Source organism: Sinorhizobium sp. FG01, from assembly GCF_002531875.1.
GTDB lineage: Bacteria > Pseudomonadota > Alphaproteobacteria > Rhizobiales > Rhizobiaceae > Sinorhizobium > Sinorhizobium fredii_C.
Genome location: NZ_NWTB01000006.1, coordinates 280,102 through 300,192 on the forward strand (window position 1 = coordinate 280,102; position 20,091 = coordinate 300,192).

The window sequence follows — 20,091 nt, forward strand, 5'->3', positions numbered from 1 at the left end:
ATTCTTGTGCATTGCGGCGTAGAGTCGAGGCATGTCGGCTGCCGGTGATCGTGTCCCGGAGGACCCGGATTTTTACTACGGCAAGCCGCAATTTCGCAATTCAAGACTTGATATGATCCGGTCTTTGATCAACATCGCCTTGAGAGGCGCGCGTCAGACCGGCGCCGAGCAGCGGGAGGCTTTGTTTATGAGAAGTGTGACGCAGCAGTCCCTCGGCCCGTCGTCTTCCTCGATGGAGCGAGACGCGCGGCGCATGCACGACGACCGGCCCGTATCGGCAGGCAATATCGCCATCGGCGTCGTCATCGGCCGGGCCGCCGAATTCTTCGACTTCTTCGTTTACGGCATTGCCTCCGTTGTCGTCTTCCCGCAGCTTTTCTTTCCGTTCGCGCCCGACCGGCTGACCGCAACGCTCTATTCCTTCGCCATTTTCGCGCTGGCCTTTGTCGCCCGTCCCGTCGGCTCCCTTGTCTTCATGGCCGTCGACCGGACCTATGGCCGCGGCGTCAAGCTGACCATCGCTCTCTTCATTCTCGGCGGCTCGACCGCTTCGATTGCCTTCCTGCCGGGTTATGCAACGCTCGGGGGCTGGGCGATAATCATGCTGGCGATCTGCAGGCTGGGGCAGGGATTTGCGCTCGGCGGCGCCTGGGACGGGCTCGCCTCGCTGCTGGCGCTCAATGCGCCGCAGCATCACCGCGGCTGGTATGCAATGATCCCGCAGCTCGGCGCGCCGATCGGCTTCATGCTGGCGAGTGCGCTCTTTGCCTATTTCCTGATGTCCCTGTCCGAGGCCGATTTCCTCAGCTGGGGATGGCGCTATCCGTTCTTCGTCGCCTTCGCGATCAATGTCGTGGCGCTCTTCACGCGGCTGCGCCTGGTGATGACGAAGGAATTCGGCACCCTGCTTGAGGAGCACGAGCTGCAGGCAAGGCGGGTCACCGAAGTGCTGCGATTACATGGGCGCAACGTGCTTATCGGCGCCTTCGTGCCGCTTGCGAGCTTCGCACTCTTCCATCTCGTCACCGTCTTTCCGCTCGGCTGGGTGGAAATTTACACGGATCACGGCGCGAGCTCGTTCCTGATCGTGCAGTTCGTAGGAGCCATCTGCGGCATTCTTGCCATCGTCACCTCGGGTCTCGTCGCCGACCGCATCGGCCGGCGCTATCACCTCGGCGTCTGCGCCGTGCTGATCGCGATCTTCAGCTTTGTCGCGCCGATGCTGCTCGAGGCGGGCGTCGCCGGCAGGAATGCTTTCGTGATCATCGGCTTCAGCCTTCTGGGCCTGTCTTTCGGCCAGGCTGCCGGTGCCGTCGCATCGCGCTTCGGCCGGGCCTATCGCTACACGGGTGCCGCGCTCACCTCCGACCTGTCCTGGCTGATCGGCGCGGGGTTCGCGCCGCTGGTGGCGCTGGGTCTGACCAGCCGTTTCGGTCTGGCTTTCGCTGGCTACTACCTGCTTTCGGGCGCCCTTTGCACCATCGCCGCGCTGGTCTTCAGCAAGACGCTCGAGATCCACAACGAATAGCAGATAGCACCCGGTCCGATCCAGGCTTACGAGATTCTGGTAGAGCTGCCGTGCCGGCTGGAAACGGCGTGCTACACTCCCCGTTCGGTGAAACGGCTGGGCCCGCTAGGGCCTGAAAGGAGAACATGCCCACCCCTGACAGTAGCCTGTTCGATTTTCTCGGAATCATGGCGGTGTTCCTGCTTGTGGCTGCCAACGGCTTTTTCGTTGCGGCCGAATTCTCCCTGGTCTCGGTTCGGCGTAGCCGCGTTGCGGAACTGGTGACGCAAAACCGGATGAATGCGAGCGCGCTGCGCCGCGCCGTCGACAATCTGGACGCCAATCTCGCCGCGACGCAACTCGGCATCACCATCTCGTCGCTCGCTCTCGGATGGATCGGCGAGCCGGCTCTCGCCCATCTTATCGAACCCTTGCTGTCGATCCTGCCGCAGTTCTGGGCCATCGCCGGTTCGCACGCCGTCGCCGCCGTGATCTCCTTCGTGATTATCACCGCGCTCCATATCGTGCTCGGAGAATTGGCGCCGAAGAGCCTGGCGCTGCAGCGCAGCGAGGGTACGGCGCTTGCAGTCGTCCGGCCGCTTGGTCTTTTCCTGTTTCTGCTCAGGCCGGCCATCCTGGTGCTGAACGGGCTCGGCAATATGGTCCTGCGTCTCGCCGGCTTGAGGACGGGAGCAGGCGAGGCCTCGCTGCACTCGCCGGCGGAGCTGAAGCTCATCGTTGCGGAGAGCCACGAGGCCGGGCTTCTGGATGTCGCCCAGCAGGAGCTGGTGCAGCGCATCTTCAGCATCGGCGATCGGCGGATTTCCGATTTCATGACGCCACGGGTCGACGTCGACTGGATCGATGCCGACGATACGCCGGCCGATGTGCTCAGGACGATCCGCGACTGCCGGCATGAGCAATTGCTGATTGGCAGGGGCAATATCGACGAGCCGATCGGCATGGTGCTGAAGAAGGATCTGCTCGATCAATTGCTCGACGGCAAGCCGGTCAACCCGTTCGGCGTCATGCGCGAACCGTTGATCCTCCACGAGGCGACCCCGGTTTTCCGCGTTCTCGAGCGCTTCAAGTCGGCGCCCGTCCGTCTCGCGACGATCGTCGATGAATATGGAAGCCTCGAAGGCATCGTCACCCAGACGGATCTCTTGGAGGCGATCGCCGGCGAACTGCCGGATCTTGAGGCGGAGGAACGCTCGGTGATTGAACGCGAGGACGGGTCCCTACTCATCGACGGAATGATGCCTGCCCATGACGCCTTCGACCGGCTGAAGCTGCGCGACCGGCCGCAGGACGGCGGTTATCATACGATCGCAGGCTTTGCGCTGCACATCCTCGGGCATCTCCCCGAGGCCGGGGAATGTTTCGAGTTCGATGGCTGGCGCTTCGAGATCGTCGACATGGACGGCAGACGGATCGACAAGATCCTGGCGACGAGCCTCGCCGAGCCGCAATAAAAGCCTCTCCAATCCGGCGCAGTTCGCGGAACATAATCCGATCTCGCCGGTTCCGAGGGCCTCGACATGGCCGATGGCCCGGAGCCGAATGATGCGTGATCGCCAGGCTGCGGCCTCTCGGTTCGCGTGAGCGGAGGAAGAGAAATGCCAGCAAAATCGAAGGCTCAGCAGAAGGCGGCCGGTGCCGCGCTCGCCGCCAAGCGCGGCGACATGAAAAAGAGCGAGCTCAAGGGGGCGTCCAAGGGCATGGCCGACTCCATGAGCGAAAAGGAGCTAGAGGAGATGGCGTCGACCAAGCGCAAGGGCAAGAAGGAACACGTGTCGAAGTCCTGAGAGCGCACCCTGGAGGCCGATCTGCCGCCACACTTCTGGCGCCGTCAACCTTCGGCCGGTGACGATCCGACTGCGCCGCTTGCGGCAAAGTTGTTCCAATTCAAGGGGATAAGGTTTTCGTGTCGGCTTCGTTTTGGTGATTTACACCAGGAACCGGGGACCATATTTTAGGTTCGGCACCCCGGTAAGAAGGACGGACGAATGAGCGAACCAAAGGCCCGTACGGACGCAGACGCAGACATGGCCGTCGAGGAGCGGATCGCATTTCTGTTGGGCAAGATCGAAAAGGAACCGGTGCCGCAACGTCTGCTTGAACTGGCACAGCGGTTGCAGGAGGCGCTCAACGCCCGCAAGAAGTGACGGGCCGGGGGTGCATTATCTAGTTCAGGGGGTTTCCGTGCATCTGCACGGTCAACTCATCGCGCGCGCGGCTTAGTCGGCTCTTGATCGTTCCGATCGCACAGTCGCAGATATCGGCTGCCTCTTTATAGCTCATGCCAAAACCCGCAACGAGCACCAGCACTTCGCGATGCTCGGGAGAAAGACACCCCAAGGCGGTCCGCAGCTCGCCATTGAGCACCGACCACTCCTGGGAAGGAGCCATTGGGATCGGCAACTCCGCGCAGTTCGTGCTTCCCGGGCCTTCACGCGTGCGAATCTTGTACTGCGTGCGGAACGCATTGCGCATGATCGTGAACAGCCAAGATTTGAGGCTCGTGCCCGGTGCGAACTGATCGATGCTGCGCAGGGCGCGAAGCAGCGTTTCCTGGACGAGATCGTCGGCCTCGAAGGACGCCGACGTAAAAGTCCGCGCAAAGGCCCGCAACGCCGGGATCAGGTCCACGACCTGCTCTTCAATGTGCGGTGAGGGCTGCGACGCGTGACCGGCGGTGGCAGGCATATCAAATATCGCCCTTCTGGACCTGAGTACTTTTTTGGTGACGCGAAGGAAAATGCCTGTCTGCGGTTTTGGTTCCTGGAGAGCCGGACAATTCGCGGCGTTTGGTACGGGAGCAGCGTCGAAATCGCTCATTCGCCGGTGCTCGCATCGATCGCCCCCGTCTCTCCAGGTCGGGCCAGAATCCGAGTATTTCTGCTTGGCACGATAAAGATGTTCGCCAGGAGGGGCCAAACGGTTTGCGGGAACCAAATGCTGTCGCACTCGGTTAGGTGGGTCCTAGAAAGGAGAAAATCATGAAGAAGTTTGCCTTGATTTGTGCCGCCCTGATCCTCCCGGCATCAGCGATTGCCCAAACGACTGTCGTGCTGCCAGGTGAGGTCAGGACCTATGTCATGGAGCAAAAGACGCCATCCGTGGCCTTTGAGGGGGAGATCGTCGTGGGACAGCCCCTGCCGGAGACGGTGGAGATCCATACCATTCCTGATCAGCCGGACTTTGCCTATGCGATCGTGAACGAAAAGCGGGTGGTCATAAATCCCAAGACCCGCGCGGTCGTGGAGGTCGTTCAGTAATAATTCAAATTGCGGCATGGCGGACTTCTTCCATGCCGCACTTCTGGTCTGTGAGGCGACCATGCAGGATATTGAATTTCAGCTGGCAGCCCACCGGGAAATCCTAATTGCCATCCTTTCGGCGCTGGCGCGCCACGAGGATGTTTGGCCGGAGATCAACCGTGTCCTCGACGAGGTCCGGGTTGTCCAGGATCATGAGGAAGATCCCGGAATCGTCCCCTCGGAGGCCTTCGCGAGGCAAAATGCAATGACGGAGGAGATCACCGCCATTCTTCGGGCCGCCACGATGCGCGCCGCGCTCGATCCGGATTCACCGCGACGCGGTTAAACAGCAAAGCCAAGAAAATTTGTAGGGAACCGCACTCTCTGTTGGCGCGTTAACCGAAAGTCCGCGCGTTTGCGCGGAGGTCCACGTCAACAGAAGGGATTGAATCGTGCGACAGCGAGTGAAGAAAATGCGTCCGAGGGTTGCCCGGCCGCCGGAAAATCCAAATCACAGCAAGAAGGCGCAACGGAACGCATGGCAACCGCAAGTGGCCGTGCCGCATCAGGTCGACCTGCCGCTCAAGAAATCGCCGGATGAGGAAATCGCGGTGCCGGCCTCCGTCAATGGCAGGAGCCTTGTAGATGGCCGGCCCTGAGGAAAAGGCCCTTATGGATAAGGCGTCGCGCGTCCGCGATGTGATGTCACGCCAGGTCTACACCGTTTCACCGACCGATACGGCGCAGTCCGTCGCCCGGCTGATGAAGGAGACCGGAGTGGGCGCATTGCCGGTCGAAGTTCCGGGGGTGGGTACGATCCTCGGAATCGTCACCGATCGCGACATCCTGATCTCGGTCGTCGCCCAGGGATTGTCGACATCGACGGCCGTGTTCGAGTTCATGACGGTGGCGGCCGAATCCTGCGAGGAAGGAGACAGCATCCTGCTCGCGGCCCAGAAGATGCACGATCTGAGGATTCGGCAGCTCGTCGTCGTCGACGAAAAGCGTCACGCCGCCGGCATCATCGCGCTCGCAGACATCATTCGCGTTAACCCGGAACTCGGCGGCCTCGTGCTGGACGGCATGTCCCGCCACGAACCGGAAAGACAGCAGCTTGAAGGAATGACGCCATGCCCGGCCTGACGCAGGACCGCCTGTGGAGCGAAGCGGTGATACTCGAAGGAGAGAACCGCGTGCTTCGGGTTCAGAGCACGCGTGACGCATTGCTTTGCCTAAAGAATCATTGGCCATTGGCGGACGGAGAGGGGACTGCGAGGAGCGAGGCGCTCGCCGCCTGCGATCGGGTGATCGACGGACAGGACGAGCCGGATATTGCTCGCGGCGCCTTCATCAAAGCGGCCGAGGAAGCCCGGTTCACCGTCCATAGCTGGACAGAGTGAGAGCGCCGGATCGGCGACTGCTCATGTCCTGCTGTCGGATCGGTTCTTTCCGGCGGCAGGCGGCTCGTAGCGGCGCGCTATGGCGGCCTGAACTTCGGCCTGGAAGGCGAGCACTTGGCCGCGGATTTCGTCCTCCCTGAGGCCAAGCTGGGAAAGCTCATCCGCAAGCTTGCGGCATTCCATTTTCCAATATTGCAGAGCGGCGTTTCCGTGTACCCGGTCAAGTTCCCGGGCGCAACGATCGACGTCCCCGCTACGCGCCTCGAGAGGAAATGCGACAATCCCGCCGGCCTTCAACATGCTCGTCCGCTCGTTCACTTCGGCTTCCATCGAATCACCCTGCACTCGCCTTAGGGGAAGCTCTATCGGCAAGATAGTTAATGATTTCCTCGTCCGGTCCCCGAAGGCAGCCCCTCAGCCGAGGAGGACAGATTATTTCCGCTCGCCGGGAACAAATCGGAGCGGTTCCGGTTTTTCCAATCGGAATGCGCGGAACAGTTCCCTCTCCGCAAGCCCCTTACGGATCCGCGCTTTTCCATAGTGCTGATGCGAATAATGGGCCCCGCCACCCGGCGGGGCTTTTTCCGTCACCGAAGCGGGGATCAGTCAGCGCAGCAGCCCCTGTCCGCCGTCGACCCAGACGGGACTGCCGGTGATGTGCCGTGCCTCATCCGAGACGAGGAAGCGGATGAGTTCGGCGACGTCTTCGCTGCGCCCGGGCCTGCCGCCGGTGATCGGAACCTGTCCCTCCGGCCACTCGACCGCGATCGCCGTTTCCTGCTCGTGGCGCAAGCTCGTATTCTCGGCAATGCTGGTGTCGATCTCGCCCGGGCAGACGGCGTTGACCCGGATCTGGTGCCTCGCCAGTTCGAGTGCAAGTTGCTGGACCATGGCGACCTGGGCAGCCTTGGTGGCCGTATAGGCCGTTGCGCCCGGTGTGGTAAAGGTTCGCGTACCGTTGATCGACGAGACGACGACGATGGCGCCACCACCGCTTCGTTTCAGATGGGGGACTGTCGTGTGCAGAGTGAGAAAGGTGCCCCGCAGGTTGACGGCGATCGTTTCGTCCCATTCGAAGGGCTTGAGATCGTCGATTGGCGCCCAGACGCCGTTGATGCCGGCATTCGCGACGACGATGTCGAGCCCGCCGAAGTCGGACACGAGCTTGTCCACCGCCTCGCGCATCGGTGCTTCCTCGGAGACGTCTGCCTCGAGGACCAGCGCCTGTCCGCCCTCGGTGCCGATTTCTCCGGCGACATCCTCAAGCTCGGGCCGTGTGCGCCCGAGCACGCCGACCCTGGTGCCTCTCCTGGCGAGCGCACGTGCCGTGGCCCTGCCGATGCCGGATCCCGCGCCGGTGACGAGCGCGACAGAGGAGACGCCGCCCATGGCTAGTGCTTTTTCGCGCGGTCTGTCGGAATCGTTGAAACCGTCACGGAAACGGGGTCGCTCGCCGGGAAGCTGTCCTCGAGCCCCTCGTCGAGTTGCCGTTCCATCTCGTCGGTATCCTTGTTGTGACGCGCACTGCGGCGCATGTTCGTCTGGTCCGCTTGGCCTTCGCCATTCTCGAGGACATCGGTCGCGGTGTTGGCGAGTTCCATCATCACCTCTTTGGCGCGCTCCACTGCATTCATGCGGTTGAGGCTGCGGGCGGCGTCGTTGCGCAGGGAGACGGAGACGATCTCGCCGCCCTCTCCGACGAACTCAACGGTGAAACCGGCCCTTCCCCCCTGTTCCGGGATAACCTGTGTGCCGACAACGTGCATATGCTCATCCTCCTTGTCGCGGTTCCGAGCCGGGTTGGGATGAAGACCTCATCAACCGGGCAAATTCTGACTCGCGCTTCCTCTGTGCCTGCAGGCAAACGGCCCTGCGTTGTTTTTAGTTCCACCCGGCGAGGGCGCGGACTATCGGATCCCGGCGCGCTTCGGCTTCCGGTCGGCGGCCTTGGTGATCTTCCGATGCAGCGCCTGATCGCCCTCGCTCGCCGCATGCTCCTTCAAGAGTTCGCTAAGACGCTTCAGTTCCCCGTCATCGAGTTTTTCAATTCCGATGAAACGGTTCTCGGCCTCGCTCGTCAGGATGAGCTCATCCAGTTTCGCTTGGAGCGCCGTGCCATCGCGATTCTGCGAATTCTGGAGAACGAAGACCATCAAAAAGGTCACGATCGTCGTCCCGGTGTTGATAATCAGTTGCCATGTCTCGGAGAAATCGAAAAGCGGTCCGGTGAGACCCCAAAGCGCGACCGTTGCAACCGCGACCACAAAGGTGACCGGCCTGCCGGAATATTCCGCGACGGCTGTTGAAAATCTGCTGAAGTTGTTCGCCATCCGAGAGACCGTTCCTTTCATTGCGATAATCACGGAATTGTCCCGGCCGCAGCCGGCCAATCCAAAAGCGGAAATCCGCTTCTCGTCGGCTCGCGGTAAATGCCCGAAACCAAAAAAGAGTTCCCGGAGGTCGATGTCGCCGTCGGAAGCTGGCAACGCCTTGAGGTGCGGATGAAGACGGGTCAGGTCACTCCAGCCGCCGATGTGGATCGCCGGCGAGGTCCACGCCGGCGCGCGCGGCGATCGTCAGGAAGGCTTCGCGGGAAGCGGCGAGGAAAGCGGCGCGAGCTTCCTCCGGTCTTTTGCGATGCTTCAGCGCCGCATTGCAGGTGCGCACCGCGCAGCCGTAATAGGCGCCGTGGCGGACCGGCCACTCGCTTTGCAGACACTTTATTGCGTCGAGCGGCCCAACGACGGTGCGGCACTTGCCGTCCAGCATGTTCAGGCTGACGGGTTTTTCCCAGGGGATCTCGATCATGGCCGCTCCTTTCGCCCCTCCTGCGTGTCGGCGCTCTCGCGAAGGCGGGCTTCGACTACATCAGAATATGCGCCACTATTGACTGCGAATCGATATGTGCGCTTCCTCCGCCGCCTTGATGAAGGCCTTGCGGGCTTTCTCGGTCGCGATCTTGCCGTCCAGTGCTTGGAGGCAGGTCCGCTTGGCGGCCGCCAGCGCCCGGCCGTGGTTTTGCGGCCAACGCGACGACAGGCATTCGACAGCCTCCCGCGTACTTTTCACGGCCCGATAACCACCCGTTCCGCCGAGCTCCAATTCGACGGTCTTGTCCCACCAGAAACAGTGCATGACGCTTTGCCTCGCCCGCTGGTTTGCCGATGGAAATCAAACTGGTGGAGCCGGTCTTTGGTTCCCTGGCGGCGGCGATGTCGCCGCAACAGCGGCGCGTGTGAAAGCCGCAGGGAACCCGATGGTTGCTGCCTCTTGCGTCTTGACGCCAAGCTCGATGTCGCTAAGTAAAGAAACGCTCCCGCTCTCAGACATCGGATCGCGGGAGGAACATTGGTGCCGGGCCCCTCTGGCGAGAGTTATTACGGCGCTCTCGTGATGTCGGTACCGCCAGCAAATCAGCCGGCGGATAACGCTACCATGAAAACTCCACTCATGCTCCACGCATGTGGCCGTTCGGCCGTGCGTTCTTTTCTATCCAACAACCTCTCGGTTGCAAACGCGACGAAGTCGCGGGCAGGGGAGGGTCGCCAATGACACAGTCTCACTCGCAGTCGGCCGCACTTAACTATTTCAAGTGGGCCTTTCTCACCACGGCCGCCGGTCTGGTTCTCGGCGCCTGGGTCGGTTGGCAATCGACCGGTACGCTCAGCGGCATGCTGACGGTCTTCTTCGTCTGTGCCGTCCTCGCTGTTCTCGAAATCTCTCTCTCTTTCGACAATGCCATCGTCAACGCCAACAAGCTCAAGGACATGACACCCGTCTGGCAGCAGCGGTTCCTCACCTGGGGCATCCTCATCGCTGTCTTCGGCATGCGCATCGTCTTTCCGCTGTTGATCGTGGTGATCGCGGCGAATATCGGGCCGATCGACGCGGTCATCCTCGCAGCGGCCCGGCCGGAGGAATATGCCCGCATCATGCATGAGGCGCATCTGCCGATCGCCGCTTTCGGCGGAACGTTCCTGATGATGGTCGGCCTCAACTACTTCTTCGACCATGAGAAGGACGTCCACTGGATCGCCTGGATCGAGCGCAAGATGGCCCGCTTCGCGACCATCAGGGGCATCGAGATCGCCTTCGTGCTCGCCCTCATTCTCGGTTTCTCGACCTTGCTCGAGGGGGAAGAGGCGATCGCCTTCGTGCATGCGGCGGTCTACGGCCTGCTGACATTCCTCGTCGTCGAGATCGTCGGTGGCCTTCTGGATGCCACGGAGCAGACGATGAGCGCCGCCGCCCGCGGCGGCTTCGGTGCCTTCCTCTATCTGGAAGTGCTCGATGCGAGCTTCTCTTTTGACGGCGTCATCGGCGCCTTCGCCCTGACGCAGAACCTGTTCATCATCGCCATCGGCCTCGGCATCGGTGCCATGTATGTCCGCTCGATGACGGTGATGCTGGTCGAAAAGGGAACGCTCAGCGAATATCGCTATCTGGAACACGGCGCTTTCTACGCGATCCTGATCCTCTCCGTGGTGATGTACTTCCAGACCCTCATCCATATCCCCGAGGTCATCACCGGCCTTGGCGGCGCTGGCCTGATCGGCCTTTCGCTCTGGTCGTCGATTCGCCACAACAGACGCCAGGCGCAAGGCGAGGCTTTGGCGGGCGAGCCGGACGGGCGGCTTCGAGCCTAGTTCCGAACGCCACCTTTGAGATGGACGGCCCGGCAATCCCATGCCAGGCCGTTCCGTTTTGGTTGATTGCCTGCAGCGCCGCAGCCATTTTGCGGCAGCAGCGCGCCCCTTCTACAGCACAGGCCGAAAGGTGGAGCAAGCCGGCGCTGCCTCCTCATTTCGGGTCAGCCGGAGCGACGCGGATGTCCTCCGCCATCCATCGAAGTGCCGTGCGCGAAATTTCGCTTCATGCCTTTCTTTGCCGGAAAAGGGTCACAGTTTCGGGCGAAGGCCGAGCACGCCGGGCGCGCTTCCCGGAGGCTTGGTTATCAGGAAACGACGCGGAGGAACGCTGTTGAACGCCAGCCCGAACGATCTTGCGCTGATTGCCGTCATGCGCCGCTATTTCCAATTGAAGGACGAGGCGAGCGCGTTGAAGCAGCGGTTGGAGGCCGCCCGCAGGGATGCCGGCGAAGAAATCACCCGCTTCTACGATCCGCGGCTGAATGCCGCCCATGCCGACGATATTCTCGCCTGGCATCGGCTCCGGAAGGAGCAGGAAGAACTGATGAGTCTTGCCGCGCGGTGGGGACGGGGCGGCAGCATCGAAGACTACCCTGTCGAAAGAGAGGCGCCCACGAAAGCCGGGGCGGCGGTGGAAACCGTCCACATGCTCGGCATCCACGCCTTGACGGACTGATGGACTGCTGAGCTACAGTCTCAGACACTCGCGCCCGGCGGGGGGCGCGAGGTCTTCCCTACGCGATAGCCCGAAGCGCTATTGCGGCGTAGCGGGCGCGGGCGTGGTGGGCGCCGGGGTCGTCGGTTCTGGTGTCGCCGGTGCCGGCGTCGTCGGTGCGGGTTCGGGTGCCGGCGCGGGAGCGGGTTCGGGTGCCGCGGGTGCGGGAGCCGGTTCTGTCGGGGCCGGTGCCGGGGGCGTCTCGGCAGTCTGTTCGGTGCCACCCGGCATCAGAAAGATTACCGCGAGGATGACGATCGCGACCACTATGATACCGATGATCACGTTTCTGTTCATTGAAGAATTCCTCCGATACTGGAGACCCATCCTGGGTTGATGGTCTCGACTCGATTATTGGAGCGGCCAGTCTGCTATGCAATCAGAGATCAGTGAACACGGCCCATAATCACCCTTGAACGGGGTGATTCGCAACCCGACTGCCTGTTTTCCCCGACGCGAGAGCCGTTGACGAACGGCTGCATCGGCATTGCTGCCAATTGGCGCGGCTGCATTAGAAAACCGCGAGATACCGCAGCAGCGACAGGACGCCGATGATAATCACGATCACCTGGACGATTTGCTTGGTTCGTCCGTCCAGCGGCAACCGGTTAACGAGGTAGAGCACCAGGATGACGACGAGGAAGGTCACAAGCACACTGATCAGTAAGGACATGTATTTCCGCTCCCGTTGCGTTGCTTACAAATCTTTACCTATGGGAGCCGAAGCGGAAGGAAAGACCTGAGCCGCCAGATTGCAGATGCCGCTTTGCGTGCAAGGGAGGATCGGCGCTCAATTCGCGCGTCTCGATCGGCCGTGGCGCGAATATTTTCGAGCACGTCGGCGGCAACGGACCAAGCGGCACGGCTGGTGTTGCGTTCCGACCTTCGAAGATGTCCAGAAACGCCGGCAGTGAGAAAACGTTTTCTCACCTTGACATCTGTCGTGCGAAAAGGTTTTCTCACCTTTATATCTAAGGCGGAGGCTGATTTGACGACGCAGCGGGCCAGAGGCGGACGCGTGACCATTCACGATCTGGCGCGGGTGGCCGGGGTCAGTGTCTCGACGGTGTCGAAGGCGCTGAACGACAATGGCCGCATGGCCGCCGAGACGCGGGCGCGGATCAAGCGGATGGCCGCTGAAATAGGCTTCCGGCCGAACGCATTGGCGCGGGGGCTGCTCTCGAGCCGGTCGTTCACCATCGGGCTTCTGACCAACGACACCTATGGCCGCTTCACCCTGCCGGTCATGGCCGGCGTTTCGGAGGCGTTGGTCGATCACGGCGTCTCGGTCTTCCTCTGCGCCATCGAGGACGATCCGGTCCTCGGCAAGGTCCATGTCGACGCCATGCTGGACAAGCAGGTGGACGGCATCATCGCGACAGGCAAGCGGATCGACAGGTCTCTCCCGGTCGATCTCGCTGGCCTGCCGGTGCCCGTTATCTATGCCTTCACCGCCGGAGCGCCGGAAAGTGTCACATTCACGGCCGACGACGCGCAGGGGGCGACGCTCGCCACGGCCTGGCTCAAGAAGCTCGGTCGCCGCAGGCTGGTGCATATCACCGGCCCCGAGGATTTCGTTTCCGTACGCGAGCGCGCCTCCGCCTTCATAAACGAGGCGGGCGAGGCTGGCTCGGTGCGCTATGGCGTCTGGTCGGAGAGTTGGGGGCACCAGGCGATTGCCGATCTGTGGGGTGCCGGCGGCGTGCTGCCGGACGGCATCTTCTGCGGCAACGACCAGATCGCCCGCGGCGTCATCGATGCGCTTCGGGAGCGTGGCGTCCGGGTGCCGGAGGAGGTTTCCGTCATCGGCTTCGACAATTGGGAAATCCTGGCCGAACAGACCCGACCGCCGCTGACGACAATCGACATGAACTTGAAGGAACTCGGCAGGGAGGCCGGGTTGATGGTGCTTGCACTTGCCGAAGGACGCCCGGCCGAGCCGGGCTTGCGCAAGCTGCCCTGCAAGCTGGTCGTCCGGCAATCCTGTGGTGGCGCCCAGACCAACTGAATGAGCGCGCCTGGTTAGGCCTCGCCGGCCGAGTGCGACTGAGCGAGGAGGAGGGGCCTGCATTGAGGCGACTCCGGTCAAGAGGAGGAATGAAAAGTGTTGAAGAGATTACTTGCCGCAACGACGCTTGCCTACGGGCTGGGGCTCTCCGTTGCTTCCGCCGAAACGATCAGCATGTGGGTGCGCTCTGGTATCGGCGACTCCTTCAAGGAGGTCGTCAAGGCCTATAATGCTGCCGGTGAGGACAAGGTGGAACTCACCGAAGTTCCCTTTTCCGAACTTGTGCAGAAATATGCCACCGCCATCGCCGGCGGCGAGGCGCCGGATGCGCTGTCGCTCGACCTCATCTATACGCCGGCTTTTGCGGCCGCCGGGCAGCTCGAGGACCTCAGCGAATGGGCGAAATCGCTTCCTTATTTCAATTCGCTGTCGCCGTCGCATGTCAAGCTCGGCACCTATGAGAACAAGATCTACGGCCTTCCGCTTTCGGTCGAGACCTCGATCTTCGCCTGGAACAAGGAGCTCTACCGCAAGGCAGGCCTCGATCCGGAAAAGGCGCCGAAAACCTGGGAGGAGATCACCGCCAATGCCGAGAAGATCCGCGCGCTCGGCGGCGACACCTATGGCTTCTACTTCTCCGGAGGCGGCTGCGGCGGCTGCATGATCTTCACCTTCACGCCGCTCGTCTGGGGGGCGGGCGCCGACATCCTCTCGACCGACAGCAAAAAGGCGACACTCGACACGCCTGAAATGCGCAAGGCCGTCGACATTTATCGCAACCTCGTCGCCAAGGACACGGTCCCCGCCGGTTCCGCCAGCGACAACGGCGTCAATTTCCTGACCTTCACGAACGGCAAGATCGGCCAGCAGAGCATCGGTGCCTTCGCCATCGGCACGCTGGTCACCCAGCATCCGGAGATCGACTTCGGCGTCACGCTGATCCCGGGCGTCGACGGCAAGCCGTCTTCCTTTGCCGGCGGCGACAACTTCGTCGTCACCAAGGGCACGCCGAAGCTGGAAGCGGTCAAGAAATTCCTCGAATATACCTATTCGATGGAGGGCCAGAAAATCATGGCGAAATACGGCAGCCTGCCGACCCGCGGCGATATTGCCGGTGAGGTTCTCGAAGGGCTCGATCCGCGCCTCAAGGTCGGCATCGAGGCGATCGCAGTCGCAAAGACGCCCTACACGCTGCAGTTCAACGACCTGATCAACTCATCGAACGGCCCGTGGGCAACCTTCATCAATGCGGCGATCTATGGCGACGACGTCGACGGCGCCTTCTCGAATGCGCAATCCGAGATGCAGTCGATCATCGACGCCGGACAATAAGTCCCGTACCGCTGGGAGGGCAATTTTGCCTTTCCAGCACCCGCACCTGGATCGAAGAAACACGCATGACGATGTCGGGCATCGCATTTCCGTCGCTGCATCACCGCAAGAGGAAGCGGTCCGGCTGGCGCGGCCTCCTCTACATCGCACCCGCGATGGCGCTGGTGACAGTGTTCTTTGTCCTGCCGGTGGTCTTCACCGTCTGGATGAGCCTGCACAAGTGGCCGCTGCTCGGGAAGCCGGCCTGGATCGGTTTCGGCAACTATGTCCGCATGGTGAGCGACGCGCGCTTCATGGCGGCGCTCGGCTTTACGGCGCACTATACGATCATCGTCACCATCGCGATCTTCGCCGTCGCCTTTCCGCTGGCGATGTTCGTCGAGAAGCCGCGGCCGCTGGTTTCCGCCTATCGAACGATCATCTTCCTGCCGGTCGTCGTCGGGCTCGCCTCGGCCTCGCTGCTGTGGGTGTGGCTTGCCAATGTCGACAGCGGCCTCTTCGCCCCGCTCATTCAGCGGCTCGGGTTAACCGGTGGCCGCATCAATCTGCTGGCCGATTTCGATACGGCATTCCTGACCATCATCGTCATGGTCGTCTGGAAGATCGCCGGCTTCACTATGATCATCCTGCTCACCGGGCTGCAGGCGATTCCGGCGGAGCTGACGGAGGCGGCCCGTATCGACGGCGCGAGGCGGTGGCAGCGCTTCCGTTACCTGACGCTGCCGCTGATGCGTCGGACCATGGCGCTGGCGCTGATCCTGTCGGTCACCGGCTCCATCCTCGCCTTCGACCAGTTCTATATCATGACCAGCGGCGGCCCGCAGAACCGCATGATCTCGGTCGTCTACTACATCTTCAACCAGTCCTTCGTGTCCTTCAATCTCGGCTATGGCGCGGCGCTGTCGATCGCGCTCCTCGCCATTCTCGTCACCATCAGCATTTTCCAGCTCTGGCTGCTCAAGGTGGGGGATGAGAGGCCATGAGGACGCGCCGGGAAATCCGCGCCCGCAAGGCGCTGCGCGACCGGGTCGCCTATCACGGGATCGGCATCGGTACGGCGTTCTTCTTCCTGGCTCCTTTCGGCATCGGCTTCCTGGCATCGTTCCGGCCGAACAGCGAATCCGGTCTGCCGCCGCTGCCGCCATGGCCGCTGTCGGGTATCAGCTTCGATGCTTATCGCATCCTCGACGGCTTCGGCTCTGGCGTCTGGCAGCACACGATGAACTCGCTGGTGGTGTCGCTTGGAACGGTGGTCTTGACCGTCGCGATCAGCGTGCTTGCCGGCTATGGCTTCTCCCGCTACCGCTTTCCTTTGAAGAATGCGCTTTTCGTCCTGATCATCGCGACGCTGATGATCCCGTTCCAGTCGATCCTGACGCCGCTTTTCATCATCCTGGCGCGGCTCGGACTCAACAATTCGCTGTTCGGCCTGATGCTCGTCTATGTGACGCTGCAACTGCCGTTCTCGGTCTTCATGATGCGCAACGCCTTCGATGCGGTGCCGAAAGAGATCGAGGAGGCGGCCCGCATCGACGGCGCCCGCGACCTGAAGCTGCTGGTGCGGGTGCTGTTGCCGCTTGTCATGCCCGGCGTCGCGACGGTGTCGATCTTTGCCTTTCTCAATGCCTGGAACGAGTTCTTCGCGGCCCTCGTGCTGCTCTCCAGCAATGACAATTATACGCTACCGGTGCTGATGACGGCCGTCCGCGCCGGTCGCCTCGGAGCGATCAACTGGGGTGCAGTCCAGGCCGGCGTTGCCGTCATGGTGGTGCCGTGTCTCATCGTCTTCCTGCTGTTGCAACGCTACTACATGCGCGGGCTGATGGCCGGCGCGGTCAAATGACGAGAGAAAGGGATATCATGAGCAAGAAGGACCGTCAGTTCAGGCCCGTGGCCGTTCCGGATGTGCAAGTCGGGGGATTTTGGGGCAAGTGGCAGGACGCTGTCTGCAACGCCACGGCCGAGATTCTGCTCGACCGTTGCGTCGAGGCGGGGATGTTGCAGGCGCTCGACGTGAGGCGCCCGGGACCGGGGATCATCATCCCCATCCAGCCGTGGGGCGGAACGACCCAGATGTTCTGGGACAGCGATCTGGCGAAGTCGATCGAAACCATTGCCTATTCGCTCTACCGCAAGCCCAATCCGCAACTGGAGGCCAGAGCCGATGAGATCATCGACATGTATGAGCGACTGCAGGACAAGGACGGCTATCTGAATTCCTGGTTCCAGCGCGTGCAGCCGGAGCGGCGCTGGACGAACCTGCGCGACCATCACGAGCTCTATTGTGCCGGTCATCTCATCGAAGCGGCGGTCGCCTATTTCCAGGCGACCGGCAAGCGCAAGCTGCTCGACATCATGTGCCGCTTTGCCGACTACATGATCGGCAAATTCGGCCATGGCGAGGGGCAGATCGCCGGCTATTGCGGCCATCAGGAAGTCGAGCTTGCGCTTGTCAAGCTGGCGCGCGTCACCGGCGAGAAGAAGTATCTCGAGCTTTCGAAGTTCTTCATCGATGAGCGCGGCCAGGAGCCGCACTTCTTCACGGAGGAGGCGATCCGCGACGGCCGTTCGCCCAAGGACTATATCCAAAAGACCTACGAATACAGCCAGTCCCACGAGCCCGCGCGCCGGCAGAAGAAGGTCGTCGGCCATGCGGTTCGCGCCATGTATATGTATTCCGGCATGGCCGATCTCGCCACGGAGTACAAGGACGACACGCTCACAACAGCACTCGAGACATTGTGGGACGATCTTACGACCAAGCAGATGTATGTAACGGGCGGGATCGGCCCGTCGGCGAAGAACGAAGGCTTCACCGACTATTACGACCTGCCGAACGACACGGCCTATGCCGAGACCTGCGCCTCGGTCGCGCTGGTCTTCTGGGCAAGCCGTATGCTAGGGCGCGGCCCGAACCGGCGCTTCGCCGACATCATGGAACAGGCGCTCTACAACGGCGCGCTGACCGGTCTTTCACTGGACGGCAAGACCTTCTTCTATGACAATCCGCTGGAAAGCACCGGCAAGCATCATCGTTGGAAGTGGCACAATTGCCCCTGCTGCCCGCCCAATATCGCCCGGCTCGTCGCCTCGGTGGGTGCCTATATGTATGGCGTCGCGGCCGACGAGATCGCCGTTCATCTCTATGGGGAAAGTACCGCGCGGCTGGAACTGGGCGGCTCTGGCGTCACGTTGCGGCAAGTCACCAATTATCCCTGGGACGGTAAGGTCTCGATCCGGCTCGAACTCAAGCAGCCGCGGCAATTCGCCTTGTCTTTGCGCATTCCGGAATGGGCGGATGGCGCCGGCCTTTCGGTCAATGGCGGCCGCATCGATCTCGATGCCGTGATGCTGGACGGCTATGCCCGCATCGAGCGGACGTGGACCGATGGCGACGAGGTTTCGCTCGACCTGCCGCTGACCCTTCGGCCGCAATACGCCAATCCGAAAGTTCGGCAGGATGCCGGCCGTGTCGCGCTGATGCGCGGGCCACTGGTCTATTGCGCCGAGGAGATCGACAATGGCGGCAATCTCAGTGCCATCGTCGTGCCGAAGGACCTTCCTGAAACGAAGACGTCGATCATGAAAGACCTCGAAGATGCGATCGCCGTGGAGTTACCGGTCGAGCGCGAGGACCCGACGGACTGGGGCAAGGCGCTGTATCGCGCCACACCGCCGACCAGGCACGAGGCAAATCTGCGCCTGGTGCCTTACCACCTCTGGGACAACCGCGCGCCCGGCGAAATGCTCGTCTGGCTGCAAGCCGAGAAGCGTGGCGCCTAGATGACCGAACGAGATAGGATCGGTGTGGCACTCAGCGACGTGCGCAAGAGCTTCGGTGCGCTGCAGGTCGTCCATGGTATTGATCTGACGATCAGGGACGGAGACTTCGTCGTCTTCGTCGGCCCGTCGGGTTGCGGGAAATCGACGCTGTTGCGGATGATCGCCGGGCTCGAGGAGGTGACCGACGGGGAAATCGCCATCAAGGGTCGCGACGTGACGGATCTCGATCCGTCCGAGCGCGGCATTGCCATGGTCTTTCAGTCCTATGCGCTTTATCCGCATATGAGTGTGCGAGACAATCTCGCATTCGGACTGAAGATGGCCCGTACCGAGCGTACCGAAATAGAGCGGCGCGTCGGGCAAGCGGCCGGGATCCTCAAGATCGACCATCTGCTCGACCGGCGGCCGGGACAATTGTCGGGCGGCCAGCGCCAGCGCGTGGCGATCGGCCGGGCGATCGTGCGTAAGCCGGACGTCTTCCTGTTCGACGAGCCGCTCTCTAATCTCGATGCCGAGCTGCGCGTCTCGATGCGTGTGGAGATCGCGCGGCTGCACCGCGAACTCGGCAACACGATGATCTATGTGACGCATGATCAGACCGAGGCGATGACGCTTGCCGATCAGATCGTCATCCTGCGGGACGGCAGGATCGAGCAGACGGGGGCGCCGCGCGATGTCTACGAGAATCCCCTCAACACCTTCGTCGCCGGCTTCATCGGCTCGCCGCGCATGAACCTGCTCGACGCGGAATGGCGAGGCCCGGGAAAGATGCGGCTCGCCGCCTGCGAGATGGACGCGCGCCTGGATGGACTTCGACCCGGCGATAGGATCGTCTTCGGCATGCGGCCCGAACATATTAGGATCGTCGCCAGCGGACCGGATGCCGTGCAGGCGACCGTGGAATTCACCGAATATCTTGGTGGCACGCGCTATGTCTATTGCAGGCTCGGCGACGGACAGAATGTCGTTGTGGAGTTGCGGGAGAGCGACGACATTCCGTCGGGATCGACAGTATGGCTGACAGCGCCGCGCGAGCGCAGGCGGTATTTCGATGCGAGCGGCGCGCGGATTGCCTGAACCTGGCGGACCGGACGGAAGCCGCAGACCTCCCGTCAAAACTGCGCAAGGTCGCGATAGCGGATTGGAATGCCCGCCGCCTCATGGAATTTCGCAAGGCTTTCCAGCCAGCAGGCCAGGTCTTCCGGGATTTCGGCCTGTCCGCTTTCCATCGCCTCGATCCAGGCGAGCTGGCATTGGAGTGCGGATGTCAGGTCGATCGTCGTCCATCGCAAACTGGCGAGACATTCGGCAAAACGTTTAGGCGTCATCGGCAGGTTCTTCGTTCGGATGCTGGCGCGTCCAGTTGCGCCGCTCCTTTTATCGACAGCTCTGCCGTAATTCGGCGTTCCCATGGTAACAGGCTGTTGTCGGGCG

Annotated in this window: 25 protein-coding genes; 16 read left to right on the forward strand and 9 right to left on the reverse strand. The window is 62.0% G+C overall.

What is annotated here, in order from left to right:
* The first annotated feature begins 187 nt into the window (after window positions 1–187).
* The 4 genes from CO656_RS11620 to CO656_RS11635 all read left to right on the forward strand — a co-directional run bounded on the left by CO656_RS11620 (window position 188) and on the right by CO656_RS11635 (window position 3,675).
* Window positions 188–1,528 (forward strand): MFS transporter, encoded by a 1,341-nt coding sequence (locus tag CO656_RS11620; protein ID WP_097525978.1) that lies wholly within the window; start codon window positions 188–190, stop codon window positions 1,526–1,528.
* Between the two features lie 125 nt (window positions 1,529–1,653).
* Window positions 1,654–2,982: a hemolysin family protein gene (locus CO656_RS11625; RefSeq protein ID WP_037419297.1), complete on the forward strand. Its 1,329-nt coding sequence runs from the start codon at window positions 1,654–1,656 to the stop codon at window positions 2,980–2,982.
* Between the two features lie 144 nt (window positions 2,983–3,126).
* Window positions 3,127–3,315: a DUF3008 family protein gene (locus CO656_RS11630; RefSeq protein WP_037419299.1), complete on the forward strand. Its 189-nt coding sequence runs from the start codon at window positions 3,127–3,129 to the stop codon at window positions 3,313–3,315.
* A gap of 201 nt (window positions 3,316–3,516) precedes the next feature.
* Window positions 3,517–3,675 carry a hypothetical protein gene (locus tag CO656_RS11635; protein WP_097525866.1) on the forward strand — a complete coding sequence of 53 codons (159 nt, stop codon included), beginning with the start codon at window positions 3,517–3,519 and terminating at the stop codon, window positions 3,673–3,675.
* Between the two features lie 19 nt (window positions 3,676–3,694).
* Here CO656_RS11635 and CO656_RS11640 read toward each other — a convergent pair whose 3' ends face one another.
* A complete protein-coding gene (locus tag CO656_RS11640) occupies window positions 3,695–4,216 on the reverse strand; it encodes a sigma-70 family RNA polymerase sigma factor (RefSeq protein ID WP_097525867.1) in 522 nt (173 codons plus the stop codon).
* A gap of 293 nt (window positions 4,217–4,509) precedes the next feature.
* Between CO656_RS11640 and CO656_RS11645 the strand changes: the two genes are divergently transcribed.
* From CO656_RS11645 to CO656_RS11665, 4 genes are all read left to right on the forward strand, one after another.
* The gene (locus CO656_RS11645; protein ID WP_097525868.1) at window positions 4,510–4,788 is read left to right on the forward strand and encodes a DUF1236 domain-containing protein; all 279 of its coding nucleotides are present in this window, start codon (window positions 4,510–4,512) and stop codon (window positions 4,786–4,788) included.
* 61 nt (window positions 4,789–4,849) lie between these two features.
* Window positions 4,850–5,116 carry a hypothetical protein gene (locus tag CO656_RS11650; RefSeq protein WP_097525979.1) on the forward strand — a complete coding sequence of 89 codons (267 nt, stop codon included), beginning with the start codon at window positions 4,850–4,852 and terminating at the stop codon, window positions 5,114–5,116.
* Between the two features lie 299 nt (window positions 5,117–5,415).
* Entirely contained in the window at window positions 5,416–5,913 is a 498-nt protein-coding gene (locus tag CO656_RS11660; RefSeq protein WP_097525869.1) for a CBS domain-containing protein, read from the forward strand.
* Window positions 5,901–6,170 (forward strand): DUF982 domain-containing protein, encoded by a 270-nt coding sequence (locus CO656_RS11665; protein ID WP_037419312.1) that lies wholly within the window; start codon window positions 5,901–5,903, stop codon window positions 6,168–6,170. Before CO656_RS11660 ends, CO656_RS11665 begins: the two co-directional genes overlap by 13 nt.
* A 21-nt stretch (window positions 6,171–6,191) precedes the next feature.
* On the opposite strand, the gene CO656_RS11670 is transcribed toward CO656_RS11665, so the two are convergent.
* The 6 genes from CO656_RS11670 to CO656_RS11695 form a co-directional block, all read right to left on the reverse strand.
* Window positions 6,192–6,500 carry a DUF6074 family protein gene (locus CO656_RS11670; RefSeq protein ID WP_097525870.1) on the reverse strand — a complete coding sequence of 103 codons (309 nt, stop codon included), beginning with the start codon at window positions 6,498–6,500 and terminating at the stop codon, window positions 6,192–6,194.
* A 276-nt stretch (window positions 6,501–6,776) separates the two neighbouring features.
* Window positions 6,777–7,559 (reverse strand): SDR family NAD(P)-dependent oxidoreductase, encoded by a 783-nt coding sequence (locus CO656_RS11675; RefSeq protein WP_037419318.1) that lies wholly within the window; start codon window positions 7,557–7,559, stop codon window positions 6,777–6,779.
* Between the two features lie 2 nt (window positions 7,560–7,561).
* Entirely contained in the window at window positions 7,562–7,936 is a 375-nt protein-coding gene (locus CO656_RS11680; protein ID WP_037419321.1) for a hypothetical protein, read from the reverse strand.
* A gap of 141 nt (window positions 7,937–8,077) precedes the next feature.
* A complete protein-coding gene (locus tag CO656_RS11685; protein WP_037419503.1) occupies window positions 8,078–8,500 on the reverse strand; it encodes a low affinity iron permease family protein in 423 nt (140 codons plus the stop codon).
* Window positions 8,501–8,687: 187 nt separating this feature from the next.
* On the reverse strand, window positions 8,688–8,978 hold the full coding sequence (locus CO656_RS11690; protein ID WP_037419324.1) for a DUF982 domain-containing protein: 291 nt from the start codon (window positions 8,976–8,978) through the stop codon (window positions 8,688–8,690).
* Window positions 8,979–9,053: 75 nt separating this feature from the next.
* On the reverse strand, window positions 9,054–9,305 hold the full coding sequence (locus CO656_RS11695) for a DUF982 domain-containing protein (RefSeq protein ID WP_037419326.1): 252 nt from the start codon (window positions 9,303–9,305) through the stop codon (window positions 9,054–9,056).
* A gap of 413 nt (window positions 9,306–9,718) precedes the next feature.
* Here CO656_RS11695 and CO656_RS11700 point away from each other — a divergent pair, with 413 nt between their 5' ends.
* Window positions 9,719–10,816, forward strand: a complete 1,098-nt coding sequence (locus tag CO656_RS11700) for a DUF475 domain-containing protein (protein WP_097525871.1) — start codon at window positions 9,719–9,721, stop codon at window positions 10,814–10,816.
* Between the two features lie 334 nt (window positions 10,817–11,150).
* On the forward strand, window positions 11,151–11,495 hold the full coding sequence (locus CO656_RS11705) for a hypothetical protein (RefSeq protein WP_037419330.1): 345 nt from the start codon (window positions 11,151–11,153) through the stop codon (window positions 11,493–11,495).
* Window positions 11,496–12,045: 550 nt separating this feature from the next.
* Here CO656_RS11705 and CO656_RS11715 read toward each other — a convergent pair.
* Complete coding sequence (locus tag CO656_RS11715; protein WP_018237148.1) at window positions 12,046–12,207, reverse strand: Thivi_2564 family membrane protein; 162 nt, start codon at window positions 12,205–12,207, stop codon at window positions 12,046–12,048.
* A gap of 315 nt (window positions 12,208–12,522) precedes the next feature.
* Between CO656_RS11715 and CO656_RS11720 the strand changes: the two genes are divergently transcribed.
* The 6 genes from CO656_RS11720 (at window position 12,523) to ugpC (ending at window position 19,734) form a co-directional block, all read left to right on the forward strand.
* A complete protein-coding gene (locus CO656_RS11720) occupies window positions 12,523–13,542 on the forward strand; it encodes a LacI family DNA-binding transcriptional regulator (RefSeq protein WP_037419336.1) in 1,020 nt (339 codons plus the stop codon).
* 96 nt (window positions 13,543–13,638) lie between these two features.
* Window positions 13,639–14,874 (forward strand): sugar ABC transporter substrate-binding protein, encoded by a 1,236-nt coding sequence (locus CO656_RS11725; protein WP_097525872.1) that lies wholly within the window; start codon window positions 13,639–13,641, stop codon window positions 14,872–14,874.
* 65 nt (window positions 14,875–14,939) lie between these two features.
* Entirely contained in the window at window positions 14,940–15,857 is a 918-nt protein-coding gene (locus CO656_RS11730; protein ID WP_097525873.1) for a sugar ABC transporter permease, read from the forward strand.
* A complete protein-coding gene (locus tag CO656_RS11735; RefSeq protein ID WP_037419342.1) occupies window positions 15,854–16,717 on the forward strand; it encodes a carbohydrate ABC transporter permease in 864 nt (287 codons plus the stop codon). Before CO656_RS11730 ends, CO656_RS11735 begins: the two co-directional genes overlap by 4 nt.
* A 17-nt stretch (window positions 16,718–16,734) precedes the next feature.
* Window positions 16,735–18,657, forward strand: coding sequence for a glycoside hydrolase family 127 protein (locus CO656_RS11740; protein WP_097525874.1), 1,923 nt, complete (start codon window positions 16,735–16,737; stop codon window positions 18,655–18,657).
* On the forward strand, window positions 18,658–19,734 hold the full coding sequence (gene ugpC / locus CO656_RS11745) for a sn-glycerol-3-phosphate ABC transporter ATP-binding protein UgpC (protein ID WP_097525875.1): 1,077 nt from the start codon (window positions 18,658–18,660) through the stop codon (window positions 19,732–19,734).
* Window positions 19,735–19,769: 35 nt separating this feature from the next.
* On the opposite strand, the gene CO656_RS11750 is transcribed toward ugpC, so the two are convergent.
* Window positions 19,770–19,985, reverse strand: coding sequence for a hypothetical protein (locus CO656_RS11750; RefSeq protein ID WP_097525876.1), 216 nt, complete (start codon window positions 19,983–19,985; stop codon window positions 19,770–19,772).
* Window positions 19,986–20,091 lie beyond the last annotated feature (106 nt).

What these genes read in the sequence shown, in the direction of transcription:
- CO656_RS11620 (WP_097525978.1), top strand. Translation starts at nt 188, where the DNA reads ATGAGAAGTGTGACGCAGCAGTCCCTCGGCCCGTCGTCTTCCTCGATG.
- CO656_RS11625 (WP_037419297.1), top strand. Translation starts at nt 1,654, where the DNA reads ATGCCCACCCCTGACAGTAGCCTGTTCGATTTTCTCGGAATCATGGCG.
- CO656_RS11630 (WP_037419299.1), top strand. Translation starts at nt 3,127, where the DNA reads ATGCCAGCAAAATCGAAGGCTCAGCAGAAGGCGGCCGGTGCCGCGCTC.
- CO656_RS11635 (WP_097525866.1), top strand. Translation starts at nt 3,517, where the DNA reads ATGAGCGAACCAAAGGCCCGTACGGACGCAGACGCAGACATGGCCGTC.
- CO656_RS11640 (WP_097525867.1), bottom strand. Translation starts at nt 4,216, where the DNA reads ATGCCTGCCACCGCCGGTCACGCGTCGCAGCCCTCACCGCACATTGAA.
- CO656_RS11645 (WP_097525868.1), top strand. Translation starts at nt 4,510, where the DNA reads ATGAAGAAGTTTGCCTTGATTTGTGCCGCCCTGATCCTCCCGGCATCA.
- CO656_RS11650 (WP_097525979.1), top strand. Translation starts at nt 4,850, where the DNA reads ATGCAGGATATTGAATTTCAGCTGGCAGCCCACCGGGAAATCCTAATT.
- CO656_RS11660 (WP_097525869.1), top strand. Translation starts at nt 5,416, where the DNA reads ATGGCCGGCCCTGAGGAAAAGGCCCTTATGGATAAGGCGTCGCGCGTC.
- CO656_RS11665 (WP_037419312.1), top strand. Translation starts at nt 5,901, where the DNA reads ATGCCCGGCCTGACGCAGGACCGCCTGTGGAGCGAAGCGGTGATACTC.
- CO656_RS11670 (WP_097525870.1), bottom strand. Translation starts at nt 6,500, where the DNA reads ATGGAAGCCGAAGTGAACGAGCGGACGAGCATGTTGAAGGCCGGCGGG.
- CO656_RS11675 (WP_037419318.1), bottom strand. Translation starts at nt 7,559, where the DNA reads ATGGGCGGCGTCTCCTCTGTCGCGCTCGTCACCGGCGCGGGATCCGGC.
- CO656_RS11680 (WP_037419321.1), bottom strand. Translation starts at nt 7,936, where the DNA reads ATGCACGTTGTCGGCACACAGGTTATCCCGGAACAGGGGGGAAGGGCC.
- CO656_RS11685 (WP_037419503.1), bottom strand. Translation starts at nt 8,500, where the DNA reads ATGGCGAACAACTTCAGCAGATTTTCAACAGCCGTCGCGGAATATTCC.
- CO656_RS11690 (WP_037419324.1), bottom strand. Translation starts at nt 8,978, where the DNA reads ATGATCGAGATCCCCTGGGAAAAACCCGTCAGCCTGAACATGCTGGAC.
- CO656_RS11695 (WP_037419326.1), bottom strand. Translation starts at nt 9,305, where the DNA reads ATGCACTGTTTCTGGTGGGACAAGACCGTCGAATTGGAGCTCGGCGGA.
- CO656_RS11700 (WP_097525871.1), top strand. Translation starts at nt 9,719, where the DNA reads ATGACACAGTCTCACTCGCAGTCGGCCGCACTTAACTATTTCAAGTGG.
- CO656_RS11715 (WP_018237148.1), bottom strand. Translation starts at nt 12,207, where the DNA reads ATGTCCTTACTGATCAGTGTGCTTGTGACCTTCCTCGTCGTCATCCTG.
- CO656_RS11730 (WP_097525873.1), top strand. Translation starts at nt 14,940, where the DNA reads ATGACGATGTCGGGCATCGCATTTCCGTCGCTGCATCACCGCAAGAGG.
- CO656_RS11735 (WP_037419342.1), top strand. Translation starts at nt 15,854, where the DNA reads ATGAGGACGCGCCGGGAAATCCGCGCCCGCAAGGCGCTGCGCGACCGG.
- CO656_RS11740 (WP_097525874.1), top strand. Translation starts at nt 16,735, where the DNA reads ATGAGCAAGAAGGACCGTCAGTTCAGGCCCGTGGCCGTTCCGGATGTG.
- ugpC (WP_097525875.1), top strand. Translation starts at nt 18,658, where the DNA reads ATGACCGAACGAGATAGGATCGGTGTGGCACTCAGCGACGTGCGCAAG.
- CO656_RS11750 (WP_097525876.1), bottom strand. Translation starts at nt 19,985, where the DNA reads ATGACGCCTAAACGTTTTGCCGAATGTCTCGCCAGTTTGCGATGGACG.